Source organism: Deinococcus aetherius, assembly GCF_025997855.1.
Taxonomy (GTDB): Bacteria; Deinococcota; Deinococci; order Deinococcales; family Deinococcaceae; genus Deinococcus; species Deinococcus aetherius.
In genome coordinates this window covers 1676128-1699271 of the sequence record NZ_AP026560.1, presented here as the reverse complement: position 1 = coordinate 1699271, position 23144 = coordinate 1676128, and the positions used below count along the sequence as shown (strand labels likewise).

The 23144-nt window shown below is 70.2% G+C and carries 24 protein-coding genes; 8 read left to right on the top strand and 16 right to left on the bottom strand.

The genetic code is table 11. The annotated features are described in order from the left end of the window. Positions 1 to 6: 6 nt before the first annotated feature. From ccmE to ccsA, 3 genes are read right to left on the bottom strand one after another with little or no spacing between them, the layout of a single operon-like run. Positions 7 to 465 carry a cytochrome c maturation protein CcmE gene (ccmE, locus tag DAETH_RS08495; protein WP_264774467.1) on the bottom strand — a complete coding sequence of 153 codons (459 nt, stop codon included), beginning with the start codon at positions 463 to 465 and terminating at the stop codon, positions 7 to 9. Next, positions 462 to 581: a heme exporter protein CcmD gene (gene ccmD / locus DAETH_RS08490; RefSeq protein WP_264774466.1), complete on the bottom strand. Its 120-nt coding sequence runs from the start codon at positions 579 to 581 to the stop codon at positions 462 to 464. Before ccmD ends, ccmE begins: the two co-directional genes overlap by 4 nt. Next, a complete protein-coding gene (gene ccsA, locus DAETH_RS08485; RefSeq protein WP_264774465.1) occupies positions 574 to 1284 on the bottom strand; it encodes a cytochrome c biogenesis protein CcsA in 711 nt (236 codons plus the stop codon). The genes ccmD and ccsA overlap by 8 nt, the downstream gene beginning before the upstream one ends. A 217-nt stretch (positions 1285 to 1501) precedes the next feature. Between ccsA and DAETH_RS08480 the strand changes: the two genes are divergently transcribed. Continuing rightward, the gene (locus tag DAETH_RS08480) at positions 1502 to 2209 is read left to right on the top strand and encodes a hypothetical protein (RefSeq protein ID WP_264774464.1); all 708 of its coding nucleotides are present in this window, start codon (positions 1502 to 1504) and stop codon (positions 2207 to 2209) included. Between the two features lie 4 nt (positions 2210 to 2213). Here DAETH_RS08480 and DAETH_RS08475 read toward each other — a convergent pair whose 3' ends face one another. The 10 genes from DAETH_RS08475 to DAETH_RS08430 all read right to left on the bottom strand — a co-directional run bounded on the left by DAETH_RS08475 (position 2214) and on the right by DAETH_RS08430 (position 14683). Continuing rightward, positions 2214 to 3176: a leucine-rich repeat domain-containing protein gene (locus DAETH_RS08475; RefSeq protein ID WP_264774463.1), complete on the bottom strand. Its 963-nt coding sequence runs from the start codon at positions 3174 to 3176 to the stop codon at positions 2214 to 2216. A 21-nt stretch (positions 3177 to 3197) separates the two neighbouring features. Next, a complete protein-coding gene (locus tag DAETH_RS08470) occupies positions 3198 to 3959 on the bottom strand; it encodes a heme exporter protein CcmB (RefSeq protein WP_264774462.1) in 762 nt (253 codons plus the stop codon). After that, the gene (locus tag DAETH_RS08465) at positions 3949 to 4530 is read right to left on the bottom strand and encodes an ABC transporter ATP-binding protein (RefSeq protein WP_406585107.1); all 582 of its coding nucleotides are present in this window, start codon (positions 4528 to 4530) and stop codon (positions 3949 to 3951) included. The genes DAETH_RS08470 and DAETH_RS08465 overlap by 11 nt, the downstream gene beginning before the upstream one ends. A 134-nt stretch (positions 4531 to 4664) precedes the next feature. Further along, positions 4665 to 5348, bottom strand: a complete 684-nt coding sequence (locus DAETH_RS08460; RefSeq protein WP_264774460.1) for a cytochrome c biogenesis CcdA family protein — start codon at positions 5346 to 5348, stop codon at positions 4665 to 4667. 353 nt (positions 5349 to 5701) lie between these two features. Next, a complete protein-coding gene (locus DAETH_RS08455) occupies positions 5702 to 6109 on the bottom strand; it encodes a penicillin-binding protein (protein WP_264774459.1) in 408 nt (135 codons plus the stop codon). A gap of 113 nt (positions 6110 to 6222) precedes the next feature. Continuing rightward, positions 6223 to 8598: a transglycosylase domain-containing protein gene (locus DAETH_RS08450; RefSeq protein ID WP_264774458.1), complete on the bottom strand. Its 2376-nt coding sequence runs from the start codon at positions 8596 to 8598 to the stop codon at positions 6223 to 6225. A gap of 1 nt (position 8599) precedes the next feature. Beyond that, positions 8600 to 9013: a response regulator gene (locus DAETH_RS08445; protein WP_264774457.1), complete on the bottom strand. Its 414-nt coding sequence runs from the start codon at positions 9011 to 9013 to the stop codon at positions 8600 to 8602. A gap of 112 nt (positions 9014 to 9125) precedes the next feature. Next, positions 9126 to 10841, bottom strand: a complete 1716-nt coding sequence (locus DAETH_RS08440) for an Ig-like domain-containing protein (RefSeq protein ID WP_264774456.1) — start codon at positions 10839 to 10841, stop codon at positions 9126 to 9128. A gap of 243 nt (positions 10842 to 11084) precedes the next feature. Continuing rightward, entirely contained in the window at positions 11085 to 12674 is a 1590-nt protein-coding gene (locus DAETH_RS08435; protein WP_264774455.1) for an Ig-like domain-containing protein, read from the bottom strand. Positions 12675 to 12982: 308 nt separating this feature from the next. After that, positions 12983 to 14683 (bottom strand): long-chain-fatty-acid--CoA ligase, encoded by a 1701-nt coding sequence (locus tag DAETH_RS08430; protein WP_264774454.1) that lies wholly within the window; start codon positions 14681 to 14683, stop codon positions 12983 to 12985. A 201-nt stretch (positions 14684 to 14884) separates the two neighbouring features. On the opposite strand from DAETH_RS08430, the gene DAETH_RS08425 reads away from it, so the two are divergent. From DAETH_RS08425 to DAETH_RS08405, 5 genes are read left to right on the top strand one after another with little or no spacing between them, the layout of a single operon-like run. After that, positions 14885 to 15433, top strand: coding sequence for a nucleoside deaminase (locus DAETH_RS08425; protein ID WP_264774453.1), 549 nt, complete (start codon positions 14885 to 14887; stop codon positions 15431 to 15433). Next, positions 15430 to 16323 (top strand): ribokinase, encoded by an 894-nt coding sequence (locus DAETH_RS08420; RefSeq protein WP_264774452.1) that lies wholly within the window; start codon positions 15430 to 15432, stop codon positions 16321 to 16323. The genes DAETH_RS08425 and DAETH_RS08420 overlap by 4 nt, the downstream gene beginning before the upstream one ends. A 9-nt stretch (positions 16324 to 16332) precedes the next feature. Next, entirely contained in the window at positions 16333 to 16869 is a 537-nt protein-coding gene (locus DAETH_RS08415; RefSeq protein ID WP_264774451.1) for a DUF1999 domain-containing protein, read from the top strand. Beyond that, the gene (locus DAETH_RS08410) at positions 16869 to 17093 is read left to right on the top strand and encodes a heavy-metal-associated domain-containing protein (protein ID WP_264774450.1); all 225 of its coding nucleotides are present in this window, start codon (positions 16869 to 16871) and stop codon (positions 17091 to 17093) included. The genes DAETH_RS08415 and DAETH_RS08410 overlap by 1 nt, the downstream gene beginning before the upstream one ends. A gap of 5 nt (positions 17094 to 17098) precedes the next feature. Further along, positions 17099 to 17431 (top strand): DUF503 domain-containing protein, encoded by a 333-nt coding sequence (locus tag DAETH_RS08405; protein ID WP_264774449.1) that lies wholly within the window; start codon positions 17099 to 17101, stop codon positions 17429 to 17431. A gap of 239 nt (positions 17432 to 17670) precedes the next feature. On the opposite strand, the gene lepB is transcribed toward DAETH_RS08405, so the two are convergent. Together lepB and DAETH_RS08395 are read right to left on the bottom strand one after the other, a co-directional pair. Beyond that, positions 17671 to 18459 (bottom strand): signal peptidase I, encoded by a 789-nt coding sequence (gene lepB / locus DAETH_RS08400; RefSeq protein WP_264774448.1) that lies wholly within the window; start codon positions 18457 to 18459, stop codon positions 17671 to 17673. A gap of 75 nt (positions 18460 to 18534) precedes the next feature. Beyond that, the gene (locus tag DAETH_RS08395) at positions 18535 to 19335 is read right to left on the bottom strand and encodes a patatin-like phospholipase family protein (protein WP_264774447.1); all 801 of its coding nucleotides are present in this window, start codon (positions 19333 to 19335) and stop codon (positions 18535 to 18537) included. Positions 19336 to 19495: 160 nt separating this feature from the next. Between DAETH_RS08395 and DAETH_RS08390 the strand changes: the two genes are divergently transcribed. Next, positions 19496 to 20365, top strand: a complete 870-nt coding sequence (locus tag DAETH_RS08390; protein WP_264774446.1) for a manganese catalase family protein — start codon at positions 19496 to 19498, stop codon at positions 20363 to 20365. Positions 20366 to 20468: 103 nt separating this feature from the next. Continuing rightward, positions 20469 to 21221: a serine/threonine-protein kinase gene (locus DAETH_RS08385; protein ID WP_264774445.1), complete on the top strand. Its 753-nt coding sequence runs from the start codon at positions 20469 to 20471 to the stop codon at positions 21219 to 21221. Between the two features lie 226 nt (positions 21222 to 21447). On the opposite strand, the gene DAETH_RS08380 is transcribed toward DAETH_RS08385, so the two are convergent. Further along, a complete protein-coding gene (locus tag DAETH_RS08380) occupies positions 21448 to 23058 on the bottom strand; it encodes an alpha-amylase family glycosyl hydrolase (RefSeq protein WP_264774444.1) in 1611 nt (536 codons plus the stop codon). Positions 23059 to 23144 lie beyond the last annotated feature (86 nt).

Here is a 23144-nt window from a genome sequence, read left to right as displayed (position 1 = left end):
GAGTCCTCACTCGCTCTGCCTCAGCAGGTCCTTGAGTTCGGCCTGCGTCTGCGGGACGTGGTACTCCTCGGAGTGCTTCACGATGAGTTCGGAGGCGTGGAAGGTGTTGCCCTGGAACTCGCCGCGCACGACGACCCCCTGGTTCTCCTTGAAGAGGTCGCTCACCGCCCCCCGGTACTGCACCGGGAAGCTCGCGCCGCCGTCCGTCACGTTGAACTTCAGGTCGAGGGTCTGCGGGTTGTACTGCACCGTCTTCACCAGCCCGCCGATGCGCAGGGGGCGCCCCTCGAACTCGGCGCGCTGCTGGAGGTACTCGGTCGGCGTGACGAAGTATTCGAGGCTCCTGCCCAGGTTCCCGAAGGCGATGAAGGCCGTCAGCCCGGCCAGGGCGAGCACGCCCAGGACGGTGGGCAGCGGGCTCCGCCTGCGCCGCCGCGCCTGCGGCAGGGGGGAGGGCAGGGTCACCGCGACTCCTCCTCCCGGTTCGCCCGCAGCCTCAGCCACATCCACCCGAGGTAGGCCGCGAGGAGCAGCAGGGTCACCACGTAAACCACGATCACGTAGGCGGCGTACTTATCCACGGACGGCCTCCCCGACATTCAGGTCCGCCATCAGCTCGCGCTCCTCGCGCGCCTCCTCGCGGGCGGCGAGGATGGCCCGCACCCGCAGCAGGTAGAAGTACAGGAGGGTAAAGGCGACGGTCGCCGCGAGCAGCACCCAGCCGTACACGGGCGCGGCGTCGAAGCGAATCTTGCCCAGCAGCTTGAGGGTCTGCGTCTGGTGCACGCCCCGCCACCACTCCACCGCCATGTAGTTGATCGGCACGTACAGGGTCCCCACCAGCCCCACGACCGCCGCCACCCGCGCCCGGCGCTCCGGGTCGTCGATCAGGCTGCGGATCAGGAGGTAGCCGCCGTACACCACGAGGCTCAGCGCCGTCGTCGTGAGCCGCGCGTCCCACACCCAGTACACACCCCAGGTCGGCTTGGCCCACAGCATCCCGCCCACGATGGTCGCCACGGTGAACAGCACGCCGATCTCGGCGCTGCTCAGGGCCAGGCGGTCGAAACGGCGCTGGCGGGTGATCAGGTACAGCAGCCCGAAGAGGCCGGTCCCGCCGTAGGCGAGGTAACTCAGCCACGCGGTCGGCACGTGCACGAACATCAGGCGGACGAGCGAGCCCTGGTTGATGTCCTGGGGCGCGCTCAGCCCGAGCGCCACCGCCGCCCCCAGGGCGAGGAGGGTCGCGGCGCCCAGCCCCGTCGTGACTTGGTCTTGTCTCATGTCGAACCCCATTCTGAACCGCGCCCGTGAGGGTCACCGTGACCCGGGGGCGGCCTGCTTTCGTGGGCACAGAATCGCGTCCTGGCGCGGACGGGGCAAGTGCGAGTGTCCCCCTGCCGAGGTGGGGAGGGGGTCGCCTCTGCGGATGAGGTACGGTGAACCTGCCCTACCGTCGTCCACTCCCGGACCCGTCGAGCTGCCAAGCGGAGGTTCCCCCATGAATTCCGGCCGCGCCCTGACCCTGACCGCCGCCCTGGCGTTGACCGCCTGCGCCCCATCAGCCTCCACGCCCGCCGCGTCCCTTCCCGACCCCTCCACCTCCCGCCCTGGGGGCGCGCCCGTGTCCGTCCCCGACATCGGGGAGGTCGGGCGCTGGATGATCACGGGGGACCTCATGCCCGCCACCTGGCTCGGGGAGAAGGTCGGCGGGCGCACCCTGCGCGAGCCGGTCAACGTCCTCCTGATCGACCGCGCGGCCCGTTCGCCGCAGGAGGCCACCACCCGCCTCCTCGCCGCCATGATCGCCGCCGGGTACGGGCCCAGGGGCGGGCACAGCACCGGGTATTTCGGGGAGGTGGGCGGGAAGCTCTACCCCATGCTGCCCACCGGGCCGGGCGAGGCGTTCAGCGACGCCCCCTTTTTCGTGCCCAACAACCACGGGCGCATCTTCGGGCCGATTCCCGTGATGAACGGGTACGCCTTCACCGGCGCCTTCAGCCTGGAGGGTGTCCGCCTGCTGCCCCGCCCCGGCCACTCCTACCGCTCCTTCGGGGTCGCCCGCGAGGACCTGGCGGACAAGCTCAGTGCCCGCACCGTGTTCAAGCGGGCCGGGTACGTGGACCTGGGCTCGCGGATCGACACGCCGACCGAGACGACCGGGGACCACGACGGGCGGGCGGTGCTGCTGGTGGCGGGGGATTCCTGACCGCTCAGGTGTAGAGCAGGCAACCCCGCTCCTCCAGCCGCCGGAACGCGGGGGGCAGGGAGGACAGACAGTTCCAGCGCAGGTCCAGCCTCTCCAGCCCCGGGAGGAAGGCCAGCCCCTCCGGCACCGCCGTCAGCCCGTTCGCCCGCAGGTCGAGGAAGCGCAGGCCCTCCAGTTCGGCCAGGGAAGAGGGCAGGCTCGTCAGGTTGTTGAACCGGAGGTCCAGCTCGGCAAGTGCGCCAAGTTTTCCGATCTCGTCGGGCAGTGCCGTGAGCGCGTTGCCCTGTAACATCAGCTTGCCCAGCCGGGCGCAGCCTCCCAACTCGGGCGGCAGGCTGGTCAGGCGGTTGTTCATGGCGTGCAGTTCCCGCAACCCGGTCAGTTCTCCCAGCGAGGCGGGCAGGGACGTGAGGGCATTGTTGTAAGCGCGGAACTCGGCGAGGCTCCCCAACTCGCCCAGCCACTCCGGCAGAGCCGTCAGGGCGTTGTCCGTGACGTTGAGGTAGACCAGCGAGCCCAGGCGCCCCAGAGAGTCCGGCAGCCCGGTCAGCCGATTATTGCTCAGGTACACAAACCGCAACCCGCGCAACTCGGCGAACACGTCGGGCAGCGAACTTAATTCGTTGTGGCCGAGGTCGAGCATCTGCAACTCGGTCAGCCTGCCCAGCCCGGCGGAGAGTTCGGTCAGCCGGTTCGCCGAGAGGTTCAGGGTGGTGAGCCGCGTCAGGTCCCAGACCCACTCGGGCACCGCCGTCAGCCCGTTGTCGTACACGCTCAGGACCCGGGCGCCCTTGCAGCGCCACAGGCTCTCGGGCAGGGCGTGGAGGTGGCAGCCGTTCAGGTTGAGGTGATCGGGCCGGGCGGAGGGGTCGTTTCCGAGGAGGGCGAGCAACTCGTGGCCGCGTGCCCCGGTCGTGTGCTGGTGGTTCAGGCCGTCCGTGCCGACTTTCTCCCCGTTTGCGAGCATGGGTCACACTGTACCGGGCGCCTACCCCTCCACGGCGAACCCGAACAGCAATGTCGCCAGGATGACCGTCCCCAGGTCGAAGGCCGCGAGGAACACCACCCAGGTCGTGACCTCCGGCGTCCACCCGCCCGTCAGCAGCAGCGTGGTCGCCTTGACGCTGGCGATCACCACGGGCACCAGGATGGGGAAGGCGAGTGCGGGGAGCAGCGCCTCGCGCGCCCGCAGGTTCACCGTGATCGAGCCGTAAAAGGTCGTCCCCGCCGCGAAGCCGACGACTCCCAGGGCGGTGAGGAGCGCGAGGGCCCCCCACGGCACCGCCCGCCCCGCGCCCGCCGCCCCGAAGAGGATCAGGCCCGCCGGGAGGGTGAACGCCGCGACGAGAAAGAGGGGACCCAGCACCCCCAGCAGCTTGCCCACGTACAGCGCCCCGTGCGCTCCAGGGTAGAGGAGAAGCTGTTCCAGCGCCCCCGCCTCCTGCTCCTGCGCGAAGGCCCGCTGCGCCCCCACTGCCGCCGCGAGCGCGAGGGCCGTCCACACCGCCCCCGCCGCGACGCCCGCCGTCTGCGGGGGCGTGCGCGCCGTCCCGTCCCCCCCGAGTGCCAGCCCCAGCACGAGGAGCACCAGCCCCGCGAAGAAGGCCGTGGCGAGCAGCGTGTCCCGCGTGCGCCCGGCGACCCGCAGGTCCTTGGCGGCGAGGGTGAGGGCCGGGCGGACGGTGGAGGCTGGACTGTGGAGCGTGGTCGGATCGCTCTGCTTCTCCACGCCCCACGCCCTACGTTCCACGGTCCTCCACCTTCCCGCCGACCAGCCGCACCGCCCGGGGCGCCACCCGCCGCGCGAGGTGAGGTTCGTGCGCGGCGATCACCAGCGTCACGCCCTGCGCCGCGAGGTCGCCGAGCAACTCCAGGGTGAGTTCCCGCCCCCCCTCGTCGAGGTTGGCGAAGGGCTCGTCGACCAGCGTGACGGGCCGCGCGAGGAGGTGAGCGCGGGCCAGGGCGAGCCGCTTGCGCATCCCCGCTGACAGGAACCGGACGCGGCGGGTGGCGGCCCGCGTAAGCCCCACCCGCCGCAGCGCCCCCGCCGCGTCCCCGGACTGCCCGTGCATCTGCAACGCGAAGTCCAGATTCTCCTCGCCCGTCAGGTCGGGGTACAGCCCGCCGTCCACCGGCATCAGGTGAACGCACTCGCGCACCGCCCGCCCGTCCCGCAGGTCGAAGCCCAGCACCCGCCCCTCCCCTCGGGTGGGCCGCAGCCCCGAGGCGAGGACCCGCAGGAGCGTCGTCTTGCCCGCCCCGTTCTCGCCGAGCAGGGTGAGCCCATCACCGACAGGGACATCGAGGTTCACGCCGCGCAGGATGACCTCGCGGCCAAGACGCAGCCAGAGGTCGCGGAGCTGGAGGGCATGGCGGTGAGTGGGGAGTGGTGAGTGGTCAGTGGTTGGGTGGCCCGTCTTCTCCCACTCACCCCTGATCACTTCCCACTCACCCCCTACACCCTCAGCCACGCAGGCATCACCTCGTAGAAGAAGCTCGCCAGCCGCGTGAACTGCCCCGTCAGCATCAGCACCCCGACGAGGACGAGGACCGCACCGCCCACCCGCTCGAAGATGCCCGCGTACCGGTTCAGCCGCCGCAGGTTCAGCCGGTTCCACAGCAGCGCGGCGATGAGGAAGGGCACGGCGAGCCCCAGCGTGTACGCGGCGAGGAGGCCCACCCCCGTCCCCAGGCTGGCGCTGCTCGCGGCGAGGCCCAGGATGCTCCCCAGCGCCGGGCCCAGGCACGGGCTCCACCCGAAGGCGAAGGCGGCCCCCAGCGCGACCGGCCCGTACCCTCCGGCGTTGCCGAGCGCCCGCGTGTCCCGCATCAGAACCGGCAGCCGGATCACGCCCAGCATCACCAGCCCGAAGAAGACGATCAGGACGGCGGCCAAGCGCCCGAGCAGGACCTTGTGCGGAGCGAGCAGTGCCCCCAGGCTGCTCGCCGTCGCCCCCAGCGCGATAAAGACGAGCCCGAAGCCCAGGACGAAGCCCAGCGCCCGCCCCAGCGGTGCCCGCGCCCCGCCCAGCACACCGAGGTAACTCGGCACGAGCGGAAGCACGCACGGGCTCAGGAACGAGATCAACCCCGCGAGAAAGGCCACCGTGACGGACGGGGCACCGGGAGAGGCAAACATGGGGCGAGTCTAGCCCGGGAGGAGGGGGAGGGCTGTCCCCAGGGAAGAGGGCCCGTCCTGGTCTTTGCCTCTCCCCCTGGAACGCTTGATGTGCCATAGGAAGTTAGCCGGGGGTTTTTTGCTCCTCCCCCCTTGCGGGGGAGGCTGGGACTTGTAAAACTCCCCAGAAGAGGGGGTGAATGCAAACGCCATGTGGCGCGCGTCGGAGAGACAAGGCCGGGCGTCTTGCTGAACTCCAGGCTGGTCAGACGCCCCCTCTGCAAGCAGCTTTGCAAGTCACCCCGGCCCTCTCCTGCCGAGCTGTACCAATCCGCTGCGCGGCTCTGCCAGTCACCCGCAAGGGGAGAAAAACGTCAGCGCCCCGCTGTCCCCACCAGCCCCAGATTCCCCCCGAAATTCCCCTCCCAGGCGTTCAGCACCCGCCCCTCTCGCACAAGCAGCACGGTCGGGTAGGCCCCCACCCGCAGCGCGCGGGCGAAGGCGGTCGCCTCCGGGCCTCGCCACACGTTGACGCCCTTCGGCGCCGGAGCGGGCACGTCCTCGGCGTTCACGGCGCGCACGGGCAGCCCGGCGCCTAGCACCGCCCCCCACAGGTCGCCCAGGTCACCGCAGTCGTGCGAGTACACGACGACGACCTCGCGCTCGCCGGAGGTCCAGGGGTGGGAGGGCAGGAGTTCTCCGAGCCGCACCCGCGCCCCCGCGTCCGGGGTGCCGAGGGCCAGCAGCAGCGTGAGGAGGGGAGCGTGTCTCATGGGCCGCATGATGCCGCCCGGTGCCTTGCCGCCGCGTGACAGGGATGTGAGAAGGAGCGTCCTGGGGCAGCGGAAAAGGAGGCTCCGGTTTGAATCCTGGGAGCCTCCTCTCGGACTGGTCCTCAGGGAGCCGCCGTATCGTCCGGCTCGGTGGCCTTGGGGCTGGGCGTGGTCTGCTGGGCGCGCACCACCTTCAGGGCCTCGGGGTCGGGTTTCTCGTCGCGCAGGGGCTGGGGGTTGGGGTCGGGGGCGTAGGCGGGCAACTCCTCGACGTACACCCGGCGCTGCTCGATGCGGTCGGGGGGCGTGAACTCGGTGGCGAGACGGCCCGTCGTGCGGTCCACGTTGATGACGGTCGTGCGTGGGTCTTCTGTCGGCTGCCACGTCGCCTCGCGGTAGACCGTGGGCGGCGGGGCGTCGCGCTCGATGGCGGTGGTCGAGGTGTTGTACTGGGGATCGATCTGGGCGATCTTCACGCCGGGCAGGTAGCCGGAGTCGGGCGCCTCCGCGTACGTGATGCCGGGCGGCTCCAGGAAGGCGGTCGGGGTCTTGCCCGCGTGGGCGATCTCCATCATCCGCCGCCAGATCGGGGCGTTCACGTAGCCGGAGTAGTAGTAGGTGGGCATCTCGCCGCCCTGCTGCTTGCCGACCCACACCGCGCCCGTGTAGAGCGGCGTGGTCCCCACGAACCAGAAGTCCTTGGGGCCGTTCGAGGTGCCCGTCTTGCCCGCCACCGGCCACTCGCCGAACTTCGCCCGGGTGGCGAGGCCGCCCTGCCGCTCGTTCAGGTCGTTCACCACGCCCCGGATCATGTCGAGCCCCAGGAAGGCGACCTGCGGCGTCCAGACCCGCTTGGCGCGCGTGGTGTCGTTCGCGGCGTCGTACAGCACCTCGCCCCGCGCGGTCGTCACCCGGGTGATGTAGCGCGGCGCGCGGTACAGCCCCCCGTTCACGAAGGTCGAGTAAGCGGCGGCCATCTTGACGGGCGTCGTCTCCACCGCCCCCAGCGCCGCCGCCAGCCCGGTGCCGTCGTTCGGCGGGATGCCCAGCTCCCGGATCTTCCCGAAAAAGGTCTGGAGCCCGATGCGGTCGGCCAGCCGCACGGTGACGAGGTTGAGCGAGCGGTCGAGCGCCTCCCGGATCGTCATGTTGCGGAAGGTCGTGTGGCCCTCGAAGTTCTGGGGCTTGTACACGCCGTCCTTGCAGCCGATGGCGCAAGGGAAGGTGATCGGCTTGTCCTCCTCGCGGTGCGTCTGGTCGAGCCCGGTCGAGAGCGCCGTGGTGTAGAGCAGCGGCTTGATCGTCGAGCCGATCTGCCGCTGGCCCTGCGCCGCGTTGTTCCAGTCGGGAAGCGGCTGCCCCGGCACGATCTTCTGCCCGATCATGCCCAGCACCTCGCCTGTGTAGGGGTCGAGGATGGTGGCGCCGAGCGTCGCGCCGGGTGGAAAGCCCCGGTACGCCAGCGACGACGCCTCGCGGCTGGCCGTCTCCACCGCGTTCTGGAGCTTGGGGTCGAGGGTCGTGTACACCCGCAGGCCGCCCGCGCCGTATACCTTGTCGCGCCCGAAGCGGCGGACGAGTTCCTGTTCGACCTGACTCACGAAATGCTGTGCGCGGGTGCTCGTCACCGCCTTGAGTTCCTTGGCCGAGCGGTCCACCAGCTTGGCGCCCTTGAGGTTCCCCTCCGCGTCGTAGGCGACCTTCCAGCCGCGCGGCTGGAGCTTCTCGCGCCACGCCGCGTCCGCCTGCGCCCGGGTGATCCACTTGTCCTCCACCATGCGGTTGAGCAGCACCTTCATCAGGGGCCGCACCGCCGCGTAGTCGAAGTAACGGTTGGGGGTGGGCACCAGGATGGTGAGGTAGGCGCTTTCCGCGAGCGAGAGCTGCTTGGGCGTCTTGCGGAAGTACGCCTGCGCCGCCGAGTAGATGCCGTACAGTTCGACCGGGCCGCCGTCGCCCCAGTAGATCGCGTTGAGGTAGTTCTGAAGGATCTCCTCCTTGGTGAAGGCGCGCTCGACCTGCACCGAGAGCATCCACTCCTTCACCTTGCGGTCGGGGGTGCGCGCCTGCTTGTACTCGTCGAAGAGCAGGGTGTTCTTGATGAGCTGGTTCGTCAGCGTCGAGCCGCCCTGCACGTCCTCGCCCTGCGCGGCCCGCTGGAACTGCCGCCCGATGCCGTAGGGGTCCAGGCCGTAGTGCTCGAAAAATCTCCGGTCCTCGTTGGCGATCAACGACGCCGTCATGTAGGGGCTGATCTCGTCGAGGCGGACGAGGGTGCGGCTGACCGCCTGCTCGCCGATCTTGGGGACCAGGGTGCCCAGCGGCGTGCCGTCGCGGGCGAAGACGCGCGTCTCGGCCCCGAAGGTGAAGGTGTCGAGCGTCCGGTAGTCGGGCAGCTCGCGCGCCCACTTCGTCGCGTAGGTGGCACCGACCCCCGCCGCCGCGACGCCCCCCGCCAGCAGCAGGGAGGTGGTGAGTTTGAGGAATCTCAGGAACACGTCACTTCTCCTGGGGCGCGCCCGTTTCTCGGGGACGGCGGGCCTCGATCAGGTGCGTCAGCCGCCCGCGCAGGTTCTTGCCGCTCAGCGGCTTGTACACGAGGTCGTCCGCGCCGACGAGCTTGGCCTGATCGCGGGTGTGGTCGTCGTCGAGGGCCGTCATCAGCAGCACGGGCGTTCCCCGCAGCCGCTTGACGCGCTTGACGCGCGAGCAGATCTCGAAGCCGTCCATCAGGGGCATCTCGATGTCGAGCAGCAGCGCGTCGGGCGTGTGGTTTTGCAGGTACTCCAGCGCCGCCCGCCCGTCCGCCACCGCCGTGATGGTGTGTCCGTCCGCCGACAAGATCACCTCCAGCATGGTCCGGATGGCCGCGTCGTCGTCCGCGACGAGGATGGTATACGCCATACCCTCCATGATAGGGCAGCGGGGGGTGAGGGCGTCTGTGCCTCGGTGCAGGAACGGCAAGACAGGCAAAGACCCCCACGCGGGGTGGGGGTCGGGGACAGAATGGGTGGCGGGCGACGGCTTACGGGGAGGAAAAGGACACGAAAGTGCCGCCTCTCCGGGCTGCCCCCTGCTCGGAGGAGACCCCCGTGTTATCGGTGGCGATGGCCAGGATGCCGTAAAGGCCGCTGGCCGGTGTATTTTGCCACACGACGGTGTAGGGCGCGCTCGTGGCCTCGCCGATCTTCTGAACCGGGGTGCCGCCGCCACCGTAGGGATAGGCGAAGAACTCGACCCGCGCGACGCCTTCCGGGTCCGAAGCGTTCGCCGTGAGCGTGAGAGGCTGACCGCCAACATTGGAGACGGGAGGCGTGGGGTTGAAGGCCACCGTCGGCAGCGTGTCCCCCGCCTGCGATCTGCGGTAAATCTCGATGGCCGAGAAGTTGGCCGTGGCGGTGCCTGCGCTTGCCACGTTCAACACCCCGTCACTCACCGTGAGGTTGAACGGCCCCACCCGCTTCCACTGCCCCGCCTCACCGGGGGCGAAGCGGCCGACCTCCTGGCCCTCCATCCGGATGCCGTAGGCGGTCGCGTCCTCGGCCCGTACCCACAGGTAGACGCTGTAGGGAGCGTTGGGAACCGGCACGTTCACCTCCAGCCCCCCGTGACGCGACAGCGCGCTGCGGACCAGGGCCTCGCGGTCGGCGTCAGCGGCAGGCTGGAGCGGCACGCTCGTGGGCAGGACCGTGGGCGTGCCGTTCGTCGTGATCCCCGCCCGGTTGCCCGCCGAGAAGTTCGGCCCGAGGAACAGTGGCTCGTAGCTCTGCGTCTGCACGCCCTCGCCGCCGAAGTTGATCGCGCGCAACACCGGGTTCAAGGAGCTGCCCGAGTAGAAACTCGCCGAGCGTTCCTCTGACGTGGCGGCCGCTCCCCGGTCGTCCACGGCCCGCGCCGTGAAGGTGCCCTGGAAGGTGGTGTCGATGTCGTTGTTACGCGGGTACGCGAAGGTATAGGGCGCGGTGGTGTCCTCGCCGATCTTGCTCACCCCGAAGTAGAACTCGACCCTGGCGATCTTGCCGTCCGGGTCCGAGGCGTCGGCCTTCAGGATGATGTTGTTGTCGTCGACGAAGTAGCTTTGGGGAAGCGTGGAGGGGAGCAAGACCCCGTTTTCGAGGGTCCCCAGGGTCACCGTGGGCGCCTGGTTGACTGGGGACGGCGTGCTTTGCACAGGCTCGATCACGAGGTAGTCGACGATGGCGTTGCGGTCCTTGCCCCGTCCCTCGTACAGGTCGTTGATGAACGACAGGTTGAACACCTGCCCCGGCTTCAGGTCGAAGTCCCCGAACTTGCGGGTCACGTACGTCGCCGAGTCCAGCGTCGCCACCGCCAGCCGTCTTTGCGCGGCGTCGTTGAGGTCCACGGTGGGCCAGCCCTGGAAGTTCTCACCCCGCCCGCGCACCGAGACGCTGTACCGCCCGGCCTTGACGCTGCCGGGAACCACGAAGCGCACGTTGTCGTTGGTGCCCAGGAGGATGACCGCCCTGCCGCCGCTGGCGTTGGGATCGTTGATGATCCGGCCGCCGTTGCGGGGGTCGGCAACGGTCTGTGGGGTTGTGTACGCCTGGATGCTGCCTTCCTCGGCTTCCAGGGGCAGGGTGTTCGTCACGGCGGGCACCCCGGCCTGCTGGCTGCACCCCATCAACACCACGCTCAGCAGCAGCAGCCCCGCGCCCGTTCCCAGCTTTCGTCTCTGCGAGCGTGAAGAGCTTCCCGTCACGCCCTTTCTTGTTTCGGTCATCCTCTTCCCCTTTTCGTTCCCATAAGACCAACGGGAGCAGCCGATGGTGACGTCCACTCATCACTTCCGGAACTGCCCTCACCCTACACTAACCGTAGAAAAGCTCACAACCCCTTCTCCCCCAGTCAGGGTTATGTCATACCCCCGGGAGCTTCAGGAACGGTAGAGGGCCCGGCCGGGGGAGGCCATCCCGGAAGGCGAAACCCCCACGCGAGGTGGGGGCGGGGCAGGCTGCGAAGCCTCCTACGGGGCCTGGATAATGACTTTCGTCTCCGTCGTCGAGGAGAGTCCAGCACTGTCGGTGGCCCGCGCGATCAGGGAGTAGTACCCGGCGGGGGCGTTCTGCCACGCCAGGCTGAAGGGGGCGGTTCTGTCCTCCCCGAGCTTCAGGGCGCGGCTCGACGGGGACGGCCCCTTGGCGTAGAACTCGACCTTCTCGACGGTGCCGCTCGCGGAGGAGGCCTCTACGGTCAGCGGCAGGGCGGTCCCGGGGTAGGGGGCGTACTCGGGCACGGGGTTGAAGGCGACGCTCGGCGGGGTCTCGCCGGGCTGCCTGACCCGCCAGACCTCGATGGCCGAGAAGCTGGCGGTCGCGGTGCCGGTGCTCGCCACGTTCAGCACGCCGTCACCCACCGTGACCGGGAAGGGACCGAGCTTGCTCCAGACGCCCGCCTCCCGGGGGTCGAAGCGGGAGACGCTGCGGCCCTCCATCTGGATGTCGTAGGGGTCCGCGCCCTCCGAACGCACCCACAGGTACACCTCGTAGGCGGCGTTCGGCACGGGCACGCCCACCTCCAGCCCGCCGGGACGCGAGACGGCGCCGCGCATGAGTTCTTCCCGCTCCGGGCTCAGGATGGGAGGAACGGGGGCGACGTTGATGCTCTGGACGGTGCCGTTGGTGGTCCAGCCCCCCGCGTCCCCGGCGTCGAAGAACACCCCGTTCAGGCAGAAGGAGCAGTGGAACTTGCTGACCGCCGTCGCCGGTCCCCCGAAGTTGACCGCGCGCAGGGGGAGCGGGCTGGCCGGGTCGTAACCCCGCGAACGGGTGACGATCCCGACGGGCGCCGAGGTCGTCACGGCCCCCCGGTCGTCCGTCACCCGCGCCGAGTAGGTGACCGGGGTGGGGCCCGCGAGGGGCTGGTCGCGCTCCTGGCTGTGGACCAGACGGTAGGGCGCGCTGGTGTCCTCGCCGATCTTCACGTCGCCCGCGAAGAACTCGACCCGGGCCACCGTGCCGTCCGGGTCCGAGGCGTCGGCCTCCAGCAGGACGTTGTGCTCGTCCTCGAAGGTCGAGCCGTCCGCCCCGGTCAGGTTCCCGTTGTCGAGCGGTCGCAGGGTCACCGTGGGCGGCCGGTTGGCGGGCGTCGTCCCCACGGGCTCGATGACGAGGTAATCGACGACGGCGTTGCGGTCCTGGCCGGGCCCCCCGTACAGGTCGTTGATGAACGACAGGTTGAGCACCTCTCCGGGCGTCAGGTCGAACTCCCCGAAGGAGCGGGTCACGTAGGTCGCCGAGTCGAGCGTCGCCACTGCCATGCGCTGCTGCCCCGTGTCGTTCAGGTCCACGATGGGCCAGCCCTCGTGCGCCTCTCCCCGCCCGCGCACCGAAACGGTGTAGCGCCCCGCCTGAAGGGAGGACGGCACGGCGAACTCGACGTTGTCGTTGGTGCCCAGCAAAACGACGGCCTGGCCGCCGCTCGCGTCGGGGTCGTTGATGATCCGTCCGCCCGCACGCGGATCGGCGACGGTCTGGGGGGTCAGGCTGGCGGTAATGGCCCCCGCCTCCGCCTCAAGCTGCAATCCCGGGTGAGCGGCGACCCCGGCGGGGGGCACCGACCCCGTCCGGCTACATCCCATCAACCCCAGACTCAGCAGCAGCAGCAGCCCGGCCCCCCGCCCGCGCGTCGTCCCGCTCTCCGCTCTCCATCCCTTTCCCTCGACCATCTTTCTCCCTCCGGCAGCCACGGGTCGCGCTCATCCGGGCACCGCCTTCGCGTGCCCAGGGCGACCGTGATGGGTCTACCGTACCACGCGGCGGCCCGGGGGCTCTCATCCTCCTCGCCCGTTCCACATCTTTGTCCTGATAGACCTCGTGGCGGGGAGCCGGGCGCCGCAGGGGAAGTGGAGACGGCGGAGGGGACCTAGCTCGCCGCCGGGGTCGCCTCCATCCTCTCCCGCGCCTCCTGCGCGAGCTGACGGCGCAGCACCTTGCCCACGGCCGTCTTGGGGAGGTCGGCGCGGAACTCGACCGTGCGCGGCACCTTGTAGGGGCTGAGGTGGGCCCGGCAGTGCGCGGTGATCTCCGCCGCCGTGGCCGTCATCCCGGGCCTGAGGGCCAGGGCGGCGTGGACGCTCTCACCCCGGTAGGCGTCGGGCAGGCCCACGGCGGCGGCCTCCAGCACGGCGGGGTGGGTCATCAGCACCTCCTCGACCTCGCGGGGGTAGACGTTGTACCCGCCCGCGATGATCAGGTCCTTCTTGCGGTCCACGACCCGGAAGTACCCGTCCTCGTCCATCACGGCGAGGTCGCCCGTGAGCAGCCAGGTTCGCCCGTGCGCCTCCCGCAGGGCCTTCGCCGTCTCGCCCTCGCAGTTCCAGTACCCCTTCATCACGTTCGGCCCGGCCACCCACAGCTCGCCCACCTCGCCGCTCACGACGGGCTCGCCGTCCTCGCCCACCACCAGGGCGTCCACGCCGGGCATGGGAAGGCCGATGCTCCCCTCGCGCTGGTCGCCGAAGATCGGGTTGGTGTGGGTGATGGGCGACGCCTCGGTCAGGCCGTAGCCCTCGACCAGATTCGCCCCGCCCGTCAGCGCCCGAAATCTCCGCGCGGTTTCGAGCAGCAGGGGCGCGCTGCCGCTGATGCACGCGCGGATGGTCGTCAGGTCGTGCTTCGGCGTGTCGGGGTGGTTGTTGATCGCGTTGTAGAGGGTGGGCACCCCGGGAAAGAGGGTCGCTTTGCTCGCGCTGATCTGCGAGAGGACCATCCGCACGTCGCGCGGGTTGGGCACCAGGGCAATCGTCGCGCCGATCAACACGCTGAGGTTCATCGCGACCGTCATCCCGTACACGTGGAAGAAGGGAATGGCCGCCAGCGTGACCTCCTGCCCCTCGCGCAGGTCGGTCATCCAGGCACGGGCCTGCTCGGCGTTCGCCACGAGGTTGCCGTGGGTGAGCATCGCCCCTTTGGGCACGCCCGTCGTGCCGCCCGTGTACTGGAGCAGGGCCACGTCGTCGGGCCAGATCGTGACCACCTGCGGGGAGGGCGCCTGCGACCGCACGAGCGAGCCGAAGTGGAAGACGGACCCGCCCGCCCGCACGTCCACCCAGGTCCCCTCACGCCGCGCTTTGAGGGGGTAGAGCACGTTCTTGGGAAAGGGCAGCGCGTCCTGGATGCCGGTGACGATCACGCGCTTCACCGGCACGCGGGCGGCGATCTGCTGGTAACGCGGGTAGAAGGCGTCGAGCAGGATCAGCGTCTCGCTGCCGCTGTCGAGAAGCTGGTGCTCCAGTTCGGAGGCGACGTACAGCGGGCTGGTGTTCACCACCGTCGCGCCCGCGAGGAGCGCCCCGTAGAAGCTCACCACGAACTGCGGGCAGTTGGGGAGCATCACGCTGACCCGCTCGCCGGGCCGCACCCCGAGGTTCTGAAGGGCCACCGCGAACCGCCGCGCGTCCTGCCACAGCCGCCGGTAGGTGGTCGCCCTGCCCAGGAAGGTCAGCGCCTCCCGGTCGGCGTACGCCTCCGCGCTGCGGCGCAGCAGGTCGGGGAGAACTCCACCACTCGGGGTGAAGTCGCGTGGGACGCCGGGTTCGTAGTGGGCCAGCCAGGGTCTTTCCATGCGGTTCGGCACGCTCCTTGGGACCACGCTCCGGCCGTCCGGGCGTGTGAAAAGGGTTGAAAGTTGGACTCGGTATAAGCATAAAAGCGCGGCTTTTGCACTCCCCCAGCGGGTGTTTGCGGGGGAGGGCCGGTACACAAATTCCTCCAACCCGTCCGTGAACCCACGGAGGGACGGGCCGGGCTCGTGCAAGATGGCCCTATGACAGCCCCCCGCCCGGATGCCTCCCCCCACCGCCCCTACCTCGAAGAAGCCCTGCGGCTGGCGCGTGAGGCGCAGGAGGCGGGCAGCGCCCCGGTCGGCGCCGTGCTCGTCAATGCCCAGGGTGAGATCGTCGCGCGGGGCCGCAACCGGGTGGGCGAGGCCCAGACGCCCGAGCACATCGGGGCGGCGAGCGTGGCGCACGCCGAGATGGACGTGTTCTTCGCGGTGGGCAAGGTGCAAGGCGCGGGGGAGCTGACCCTCTACACCAGCTTGGAGCCCTGCTTAATGTGCGGCGGGGCGAGTGCGCTGCTCGGGGTGGGGCGGGTGGTCTGGGCGACGAGCGACCCGTGGGGCGGCTCGGGCCGCATCATCGCCTGGAGTAGCCACCCCGCCATGCAGGAGACCGAGGTTCTCCCCGCCCCCGACCCCGAGCTGGAGCGCGAGGGCGCCCGCCTCTTCGCCCCCGAGGCGAGGCGCGCCTTTCCCGAGGAGGGCTGGGCCCTGTGGCGGGAGCGTTACCCGGAAGAAACGGCGGGCCTGGAATGACCGTGCTTGTCGTGGGGAGCGTGAACGCCGACCTGACGGTGCGGGCGGAGCGGATTCCGGCCCCCGGCGAGACCGTTCTGGGCGGGGACGCCACGGTGTCTCCGGGTGGCAAGGGCGCGAATCAGGCGGTGGCCGCCGCCCTGGCGGGAGCGCGGGTGGCCCTCTGCGGCGCGGTCGGGGGGGACGCTTTTCGGGAGGCGGCCCTGCGCGGCCTGACCCGGGCGGGCGTGGGGCTCGACCACCTCCACACCCTCGATGCCCCCACCGGCCTCGCCCTGATCACCGTCTCGCCGGAGGGCGAGAACGCGATCACGGTGGCGAGCGGGGCGAACGCGCACGTCATGTCCGCGCACCTGCCGGAGGGCTGGGAGGGCTTCACCCACCTGCTCCTCCAGGGCGAGCTGCCTCCCGAGGTCACCTGCGAGGCCGCCCGCCGCGCCCACGCCGCCGGTCTGACCGTGGTGCTCAACGCCGCGCCCGCCCGCGAGCCCGACCCCGACCTCCTCGCCCACACGGATCACCTGATCGTGAACGAGCACGAACTGGCGGCGTTGGCGGGTGGAGGAGGGGATGTGGAGGAAGCCGCCCGCTCCCTCCTCGAACTCGGCCCGCAGGCCGTCACGGTCACGCTCGGGGCGGAGGGGAGTCTGACCGTCACCCCGGAGGCCCCCCACCGCCTCCCTGCCTATCCGGTTCCTCCCGTGGACACGACGGGTGCGGGCGATACCTTCTGCGGGGTGCTCGTCGCGTGGCTCTCGTCCGGTCGGCCCCTCCCCGAGGCGCTTTCCGCCGCCACCGTCGCCGCCGCCCTCGCCTGCACCCGCCCGGGGGCGCAGGACGCGATGCCGGACCTCGCCGAGATCAGGGCCGCCCTCGCCCGCCCGCGCTAGCCTGCCCCCATGCGTTACCGCACCTTCGCCGAGCCCGACTACGACGCCCTGGCGGCCCTCGACCTCGCCGCGCAGCGTCACGCCGACCCCGGCTTCGACGCCCTGCCTGACCGCGAGCGCGAGGGAAGGCTCAGCACCAGGCTCCCCGCCCTGAAGTTCTACGAGCGCAGCGAACACTCCTTTGTCGCGCAGGACGACGCGGGCGGCCTCGCGGGTGCCATCCTCGCCCAGCACGTGTGGCAAGGGGACCGGCCCATCGTGCTCGTGCGGACGGTGCTCCTCGCCCCGGACGCCCCAGCGGAGACGGCGGCGGGCCTCCTGCACGCGACGGTCAAGAGCGCGTACGACACCGCCGTCTACGAGGTGCATTTCCCGATCACGCCCGCGCTGGAGGTCGCCGCCGGGGAGGAGGAGGCGCACGTCACCGGGCGTTACGCGGTGTGTCACCTGGGCACCCGCGCGGGAACGGCCCCCGGCGAGCGGCTGGGCCCGGGTGGTCCGGGCGTGGGGAAGTCGGCGGCGGCGGGGGCGGAGGGGGGCGCATAATGGGTGGCATGACGAGTCCTGCTACCCGCGTGCTGCTCGGCGTTCGCGGCATGAACCGCGAGGCCGGGGAGCGCGTCGCCGCTCACCTGCTCGCTTTACCCGGCGTGAGCCGCGCCACCCCCGACGACGGCCAGATCGAAGTCCACTACGACCCCAGTCAGCACACCGTCATGGACCTCGTGCGCGCCGTGCGTACCCAGGGCTTCCTGGCGGGGATGCTCTAGCCCCCGTGGCCCTCGGTTACGTCGGCGTCCTGACCGTCCGGGTCGAGATGCCGTGGGTCTCCAACCTCAAGGAGAAGCGGGCCCTGGTCCGCCCCGTCGTCGAGCGCCTCAAGGCCCGCTACCCCCTGACTGTCGCCCGCCTCGACGGCCTGAACGCCCACGACTGGGAGGTCATCGGCGTCGCCACGCTGAGCAACGACTACGGCTGGGTAGAAGAAACCCTGCGCATGGCCGCCGACTTCATCGCCAAGGAGGGCGAGTACCGGGTGGTGGAGGAGAGCACCGACATCCGCGTGCTGGGGGAGGACGACGGGGACGAGGGGGAAGAGGAAGATTGAGCATCTGGAGTTGTTCGGGGGCGTGTCGGCGGCAGAGCCGGGCGCCCCTGGCCGTTGCTGTGGGTTTCGTTGGAGAGGTGGGAGAAAGTTGCTCGGCCGCTTCGTTCCCCCCGCTGCTTCGCAGCTTTGTAAGTCCCCCACAAGCGGGGAGGAGCTGAAAATACGTTGTCCGGCAAGGCACACGGAAAAGAGCGCCGACTCACAGCCGACGCTCCCCACTTTCCTGTCTTCCGTCCCTGTCAGTCTCCCTGCTTCGCCAGTTGGCTTTTGAGGGTGTCGAAGGCCTCGGGGCGCTCCAGCACGCGCCAGTTGAGGACGCTGGGGCCGCTGAAGCCTGTCACCTGACCCGACGAGCAGTCGTAGTTGGCGTTTGTCTTGCGCATGATCGGCCACACCACGGCCGCCGCCCGCCCGGCGAGGTCGCGCAGGGGCACCGGGCCGAAGAGGCGCGAGTCCTCGCTGCCGCCCGCCGTGCGGTTGTCGCCCATGACGAAGTAGTGCCCGGCGGGCACGGTGATCTCGGGCTGGTCCTGAAGGAGGCCCGCCCCGCTGGAGGTCGCGTTGTTCGCCAGGTCGCTCTGGGTGTCCCAGCAGCCCTGGTTGCGCCAGTAGTCGGTCGTCCAGCTCTGGTCGAGCTTGACGCCGTTGATGAACACCTCGCCGCCCGAGACGCGCACCCGGTCGCCGGGCAGGCCGATCAACCGCTTGATCAGGAAGGGGCGGTAGGTCCACAGCCCGAAGGCGCTGCGGTTGAGGTTGGGGATCTCGGCGGCGGCCTCGCGGGGGGGCTTGAAGATCAGGATGTCACCGCGCTGGAAGTTACCGACGCCCGCCTTGTGCAGCCAGGTCTCGTACTTGGGCACGAACACGCGCTCGTGGTCGCGCAGGTTCGGCATCATGCTCACGCCGTCCACGCCGACGAGGGTCGCCAGAAATTGGGTGATCACCACCGCGAACACGATGGGCTCCAAGACTTCTTTCCAGAGTTTCCTGAGCGGGCCGGACGCGGCCCCGGTTAGTCTCGTCATGCTGCTCCCTTGGGTTGTCCCGGCGCAGCATAGCGGACGCTGACCCCCGCCCGCACGGCGAAAGGTCCCCTCTGGTCAGGAGGCCAGAGCCCGCAGCCGGGGCAACTCGGCCCGCGCGGCCTCCTCCCCCGCCTGGATTGCCTGCGTGCCCCGGTGGAAGCTCTGGAGGTCCACCCCCACCACGGCGGGCCGCAGCAGCACGTCCGGGCGGTAAAGGCTCAGCCGCGCGTCGGTCAATTGCGCCTGCATGATGTCGGCGGCCCGCCGCAGTGCCTGAACGGGCCCCAGGTGCGCCTCCGCCTCCCGCCGCCACAGACGGCGCCGCGCGGGCAGTTCGAGGGGACCGGATGCGGTCACGTCCACCGCCACCACCCGGTGAACCCCTAAAAAGAGCGCGGCGTCCACCGGCACCTGATTGAGGACGCCCCCGTCGGCGAGCAGCATGTCCCCCTGGGGCACCGGGTCGATGGCGCCGGGGTAGGCGGTCGTCGCCCGCAGTGCCGGGAAGAGCCTGCCGCTCGACAGGTACACCTGCCGCCCGGTGAGCACGTCGGTCGCCGTCACCGCCAGCGGGGTGCGCAGTTCCTCGAAGGTGGGGGGAAGGTTCGCCCCCAGCCACGCCTCGAAGGCCACCGCGTTCAGCAGGCCCCGCCCCAGCCGCCAGTCGAGGAGCCGCCGCCACGACACCGCACCCGACACCCGCGTCAGGTCCTCGGCCGAGAAGCCCGCCGCGATAAAGGCCGCGACGAGCCCGCCGATGCTCGTGCCCGCCAGCACCCTCGGGCGCAGTCCTTCTTCCTCCAGCACCCGCCAGACCCCGATATGGGCGAGGCCCCGCGCGCCCCCGCCCCCCAGCACCAACCCGAAGTCCGACATGGGGCGATTCTAGGGGCGGCGGAAACGGGGTTGCGATTCATTCTGGCCTCTGGCTAAAGGTTTCTCGCCCCCGGCGTGAAGGCGGGATTCACGGGGCACACGCTGACCTTTGTTTGAATTGGCGGCACTGGCCGTTCCAAGCGGCGAGAGGGGAGAAATCATGTTCTATTACGACGGCAAGTTGCAGTACCCCGTTCGCGTCGAGACGCCCGACCCACGCTTCGCCCGCGCCCTGCAACAGGCGATTGGCGGCGTGGAGGGCGAAATGCGGGTGTGCCTCCAGTACCTCTTCCAGGCGTTCGGCGCACGCGGCCCCAAGAAGTACCGTGACATGCTGCTCGCCACCGGCACCGAGGAGATCGCCCACATCGAGATGCTGGCGACCGCCGTGGCGATGAACCTGGAGGGGGCTTCCAGCACCATGCAGGAGGCCGCCGCCAAGGCCAACCCCCTCGTGGAGGCCGTGATGGGCGGCGGGGACCCCCGCCAGTACCTCTCGGCGGGCATGGCGGCGCTAGCCTCCGACGCCAACGGCGTGCCCTTCGACGGCTCGCATGTGTACGCCAGCGGCAACCTCGCCGCCGACATGTACTCCAACGTGACCGCCGAGGCGACGGGCCGCGCCCTGGCCTGCCGCCTCTTCGAGCTGACCGACGACCCCGGCATGAAGGACATGCTGCGCTTCCTGATCGCCCGGGACACCATGCACCAGCAGCAGTGGCTCGCCGTGATCGAGGAATTGGGCGGTCATCAGGGCACCCTGCCCATCCCCAACTCCTTCCCGGTGAAGGAGGAACTGCGCGACGTGAGCTACGATTACGTCTTCACCGGGATCGAGGGCGTGCAGCCCCCGCAGGGCCGCTGGACCCAGGGTCCCTCGCTCGACGGCATGGGCGAGTTCCGTCTCGTCGCCGCCCAGCCGATGGGCCAGGAGCCCATGCTCGCGCCCCCCATGCCCCAGGCCTACGCCGAGACCCAGCAGATGACGGGCGCGGGAATGTCTGGGACGAAGGACGAGTCGCTGAGCTGAACCCGGGCTTTGCGCCCCGAGGAAGCGTCCCCCACCGGGGCGCTTTCCGTTTGCCGCCGATCTCACCTCCACGGCCGCCCCAGATAGGTTAACGTTGGGTGAAATGCCGCTGGCGGGTCAGATGGTGGGGGAGGGGGTCAGGCTCGTGCGCCCCCTCGGTCGCGGGTCGCACAGCGTCGTTTATTTCGCGGTGGGGCCACAGGGGCAGGCGTGCGCGGTCAAAATCTTCGAGGCCGCCTACACTCAGCATGCCGTACGGGAGTACCGCCACGCGAGCGGACTCGACCACCCGCGCCTCGTCCGGGTGCTGGCTGCCACGCAGGTGGAAGACCGTCCCGCCCTCGTCATGACGCTCGCGCGCGGCGTCACCCTCTTCGAGCGTTACCTCCGGCGGCCCGCCCTGACCTGTGATCGCCGCACCTTTTTGCTCACCCTCGCCCACGTGCTCGGGGCGCTCGACCACCTGCACACGCGCGGGCTCGTCCACCGCGACCTCAAGCCCGAGAACGTGCTCGTGGAGCAAGGTGGCGGCGCGACCGTGGTGGACCTCGACCTGTCGGGCCCGGTGCGCGAGGTCTTTCCCGTCCCCACCCGCGTGGGCACCGCCGCCTTCCAGAGCCCGGAGGCGGCGCGCGGCGAGCCCCTCGGCCCCGAGAGCGACCTTTATGGCGTCGGCGTGCTGCTGGGCTGGGGATTGACGGGGGAACTGCCCGAGCCCGGCGCTCCCGTCCTGTTCGGCCCCGACCCCCTCGCCCCCCTCTACGCCGCCCTCACCGACCCCGACCGCGCCCGCCGCCCGGCCAGCGCCCACGCGGTGCGGGAGACGCTGCTGGGGCTGTCGGGGTTGCCGTATTGAGGGGTCGCTCGTGGTGTCTTTCTCCCTCGTGGGCGACTGGCAAAGTTGCGGAGCGGAGGGGGTGTGACCCGCCCAGTCGCTTGCGGGATGCCTGGCCCTCCCGCAGCGCTCCGGGTCGTGCCTGTTCACCCCCTCCCAACCTCCCCCCTCAAGGGGGAGGGGGAAAAAGCTCAGGGTAGGCCTGCGAATCTTGCTCAAGCCCACCCTTGCGCTCCGGGCGCCGCCCCTACCCCAGAATCCGCGCCTCGTTCGGCCTCAGCGCGGCGCCGCTCGCCGGGGTATCGTTCCGGCTGCTCAGGAGCGTTGTCCCCCACGCGGTCTCGCCCAGGTCGCGCTCCTCGCCGCCGAAGTTGAGCAGGACGGTCAGGCGCTCATCCCCCAGCGTCCGCTCGAAGGCGAACACGTCGGCAAAGCCGGTCTCCAGCGAGCGGTAGTCGCCGCCGATCAGGGCGGAGTGCTCGCGGCGCAACCAGGTCAGGGCCCGGAAGTAGTTCAGGTCGCTCGTGGGGTCGTCCTCCTGCGCCCGTACGTTCACCGTCTCGAAGTCGGCGGCGAGGGGGAGCCAGGGGGTCGCGTCCGCCGGGGCGAACCCCGCATTTGGGGAGGTGTCCCACTGCATCGGGGTGCGTTCGGGGTCGCGGCTGGCGCTCGGCACGTCGGGCTGCTGGAGGCCCGCCGGGTCCACCATCTTGCCTACGGGGATGGGCACGTTCTCCATGCCGATCTCGTCACCGTAGTAGGCGGTCGGCGTGCCGCGCAGGGTCAGGAGCAGCGTCTGAGCCACCCGGTACTGCGCCGCCCCCACCCGCGTCTTGAAGCGGTGCTGGTCGTGGTTGCCGAGGACCCAGTTCGGCCACGAGGCGGCCGCCCGGCACGCCGCGTCGTACATGTCGGCGAAGGCGCGCACCTGCGCGGCGTCCCACGGCATCAGGATCAGGTGGAAGTTGAAGGGCAGATGGACCATCGGCGCGTCCCGCGTGCCCGCGAAGGGAAGCAGGCGGTCCACCGGAAGGTAGATCTCTCCCACCATCATCCGGTCGTGCCCCGGCGCCGAGAATTCGTCGAGGACCTGCCGCAACTCACGGATGTACGCGTGAGTTTCGGGCTGGTCCTGGGTGTAGATGTGCAGGAGGCTATTGTGCTCGGGCTGCCCGGGCCGCCACTCGGGGTTCTCCGGCTCGTCCAGAAAGCGCTCGTCCTCCGCCAGCAGCCAGATCACGTCCACCCGGAAGCCGTCCACTCCCCGCTGCATCCAGAAACGCAGCACGTCCGCCATCGCCGCGCGCACCTTGGGGTTGCGCCAGTTGAGGTCGGGCTGACTGGGCAGGAACTGGTGGAGGTAATACTGCCCGCTGGCCTCGTCGAGCGTCCATGCGCCGCCCCCGAAAAAGGACTTCCAGTTGTTCGGGGGGCCGCCGTCCGGGGCCGCGTCGCGCCACACGTACCAGTCGCGCTTCGGGCTCCCGCGCCCGGTCAACGCCTCCCGGAACCACGGATGGTCGGACGAGGTGTGGTTGGGCACGAAGTCGAGCATCACCTTCAACCCCAGTCGCCCCGCCTCCGCCACCAGCGCGTCGAAATCCTCCAGCGTGCCGAAGAGGGGGTCGATGCCTACGTAGTCGGCCACGTCGTACCCGAAGTCGCGCATGGGGCTCGTGAAGATGGGGGAAAGCCACACCGCCTCCACCCCCAGCGAGGCCACGTACCCCAGCCTTGAGGTGATCCCGCGCAGGTCGCCCACGCCATCGCCCGAGGCGTCCTGAAAGGAGCGCGGATAAATCTGGTAGATGATTCCGCTCTGCCACCACTGGAGATCGCCGGTAAGAGGGTGCGTCACCCGCCGAGCGTAGCAGGAAGGGCGGCGGGCTGAATCGATTCAGATTTCTCCCGTTGAGTTCGGACACCGCTCACGGGGAGAGCCCA

Excerpts from the sequence above, each read along its gene's own strand:
- ccsA (WP_264774465.1), bottom strand. The coding sequence starts at position 1,284 with ATGAGACAAGACCAAGTCACGACGGGGCTGGGCGCCGCGACCCTCCTC.
- DAETH_RS08480 (WP_264774464.1), top strand. The coding sequence starts at position 1,502 with ATGAATTCCGGCCGCGCCCTGACCCTGACCGCCGCCCTGGCGTTGACC.
- DAETH_RS08475 (WP_264774463.1), bottom strand. The coding sequence starts at position 3,176 with ATGCTCGCAAACGGGGAGAAAGTCGGCACGGACGGCCTGAACCACCAG.
- DAETH_RS08460 (WP_264774460.1), bottom strand. The coding sequence starts at position 5,348 with ATGTTTGCCTCTCCCGGTGCCCCGTCCGTCACGGTGGCCTTTCTCGCG.
- DAETH_RS08455 (WP_264774459.1), bottom strand. The coding sequence starts at position 6,109 with ATGCGGCCCATGAGACACGCTCCCCTCCTCACGCTGCTGCTGGCCCTC.
- DAETH_RS08445 (WP_264774457.1), bottom strand. The coding sequence starts at position 9,013 with ATGGAGGGTATGGCGTATACCATCCTCGTCGCGGACGACGACGCGGCC.
- DAETH_RS08440 (WP_264774456.1), bottom strand. The coding sequence starts at position 10,841 with ATGACCGAAACAAGAAAGGGCGTGACGGGAAGCTCTTCACGCTCGCAG.
- DAETH_RS08430 (WP_264774454.1), bottom strand. The coding sequence starts at position 14,683 with ATGGAAAGACCCTGGCTGGCCCACTACGAACCCGGCGTCCCACGCGAC.
- DAETH_RS08425 (WP_264774453.1), top strand. The coding sequence starts at position 14,885 with ATGACAGCCCCCCGCCCGGATGCCTCCCCCCACCGCCCCTACCTCGAA.
- DAETH_RS08420 (WP_264774452.1), top strand. The coding sequence starts at position 15,430 with ATGACCGTGCTTGTCGTGGGGAGCGTGAACGCCGACCTGACGGTGCGG.
- DAETH_RS08415 (WP_264774451.1), top strand. The coding sequence starts at position 16,333 with ATGCGTTACCGCACCTTCGCCGAGCCCGACTACGACGCCCTGGCGGCC.
- DAETH_RS08410 (WP_264774450.1), top strand. The coding sequence starts at position 16,869 with ATGGGTGGCATGACGAGTCCTGCTACCCGCGTGCTGCTCGGCGTTCGC.
- lepB (WP_264774448.1), bottom strand. The coding sequence starts at position 18,459 with ATGACGAGACTAACCGGGGCCGCGTCCGGCCCGCTCAGGAAACTCTGG.
- DAETH_RS08395 (WP_264774447.1), bottom strand. The coding sequence starts at position 19,335 with ATGTCGGACTTCGGGTTGGTGCTGGGGGGCGGGGGCGCGCGGGGCCTC.
- DAETH_RS08390 (WP_264774446.1), top strand. The coding sequence starts at position 19,496 with ATGTTCTATTACGACGGCAAGTTGCAGTACCCCGTTCGCGTCGAGACG.
- DAETH_RS08385 (WP_264774445.1), top strand. The coding sequence starts at position 20,469 with ATGCCGCTGGCGGGTCAGATGGTGGGGGAGGGGGTCAGGCTCGTGCGC.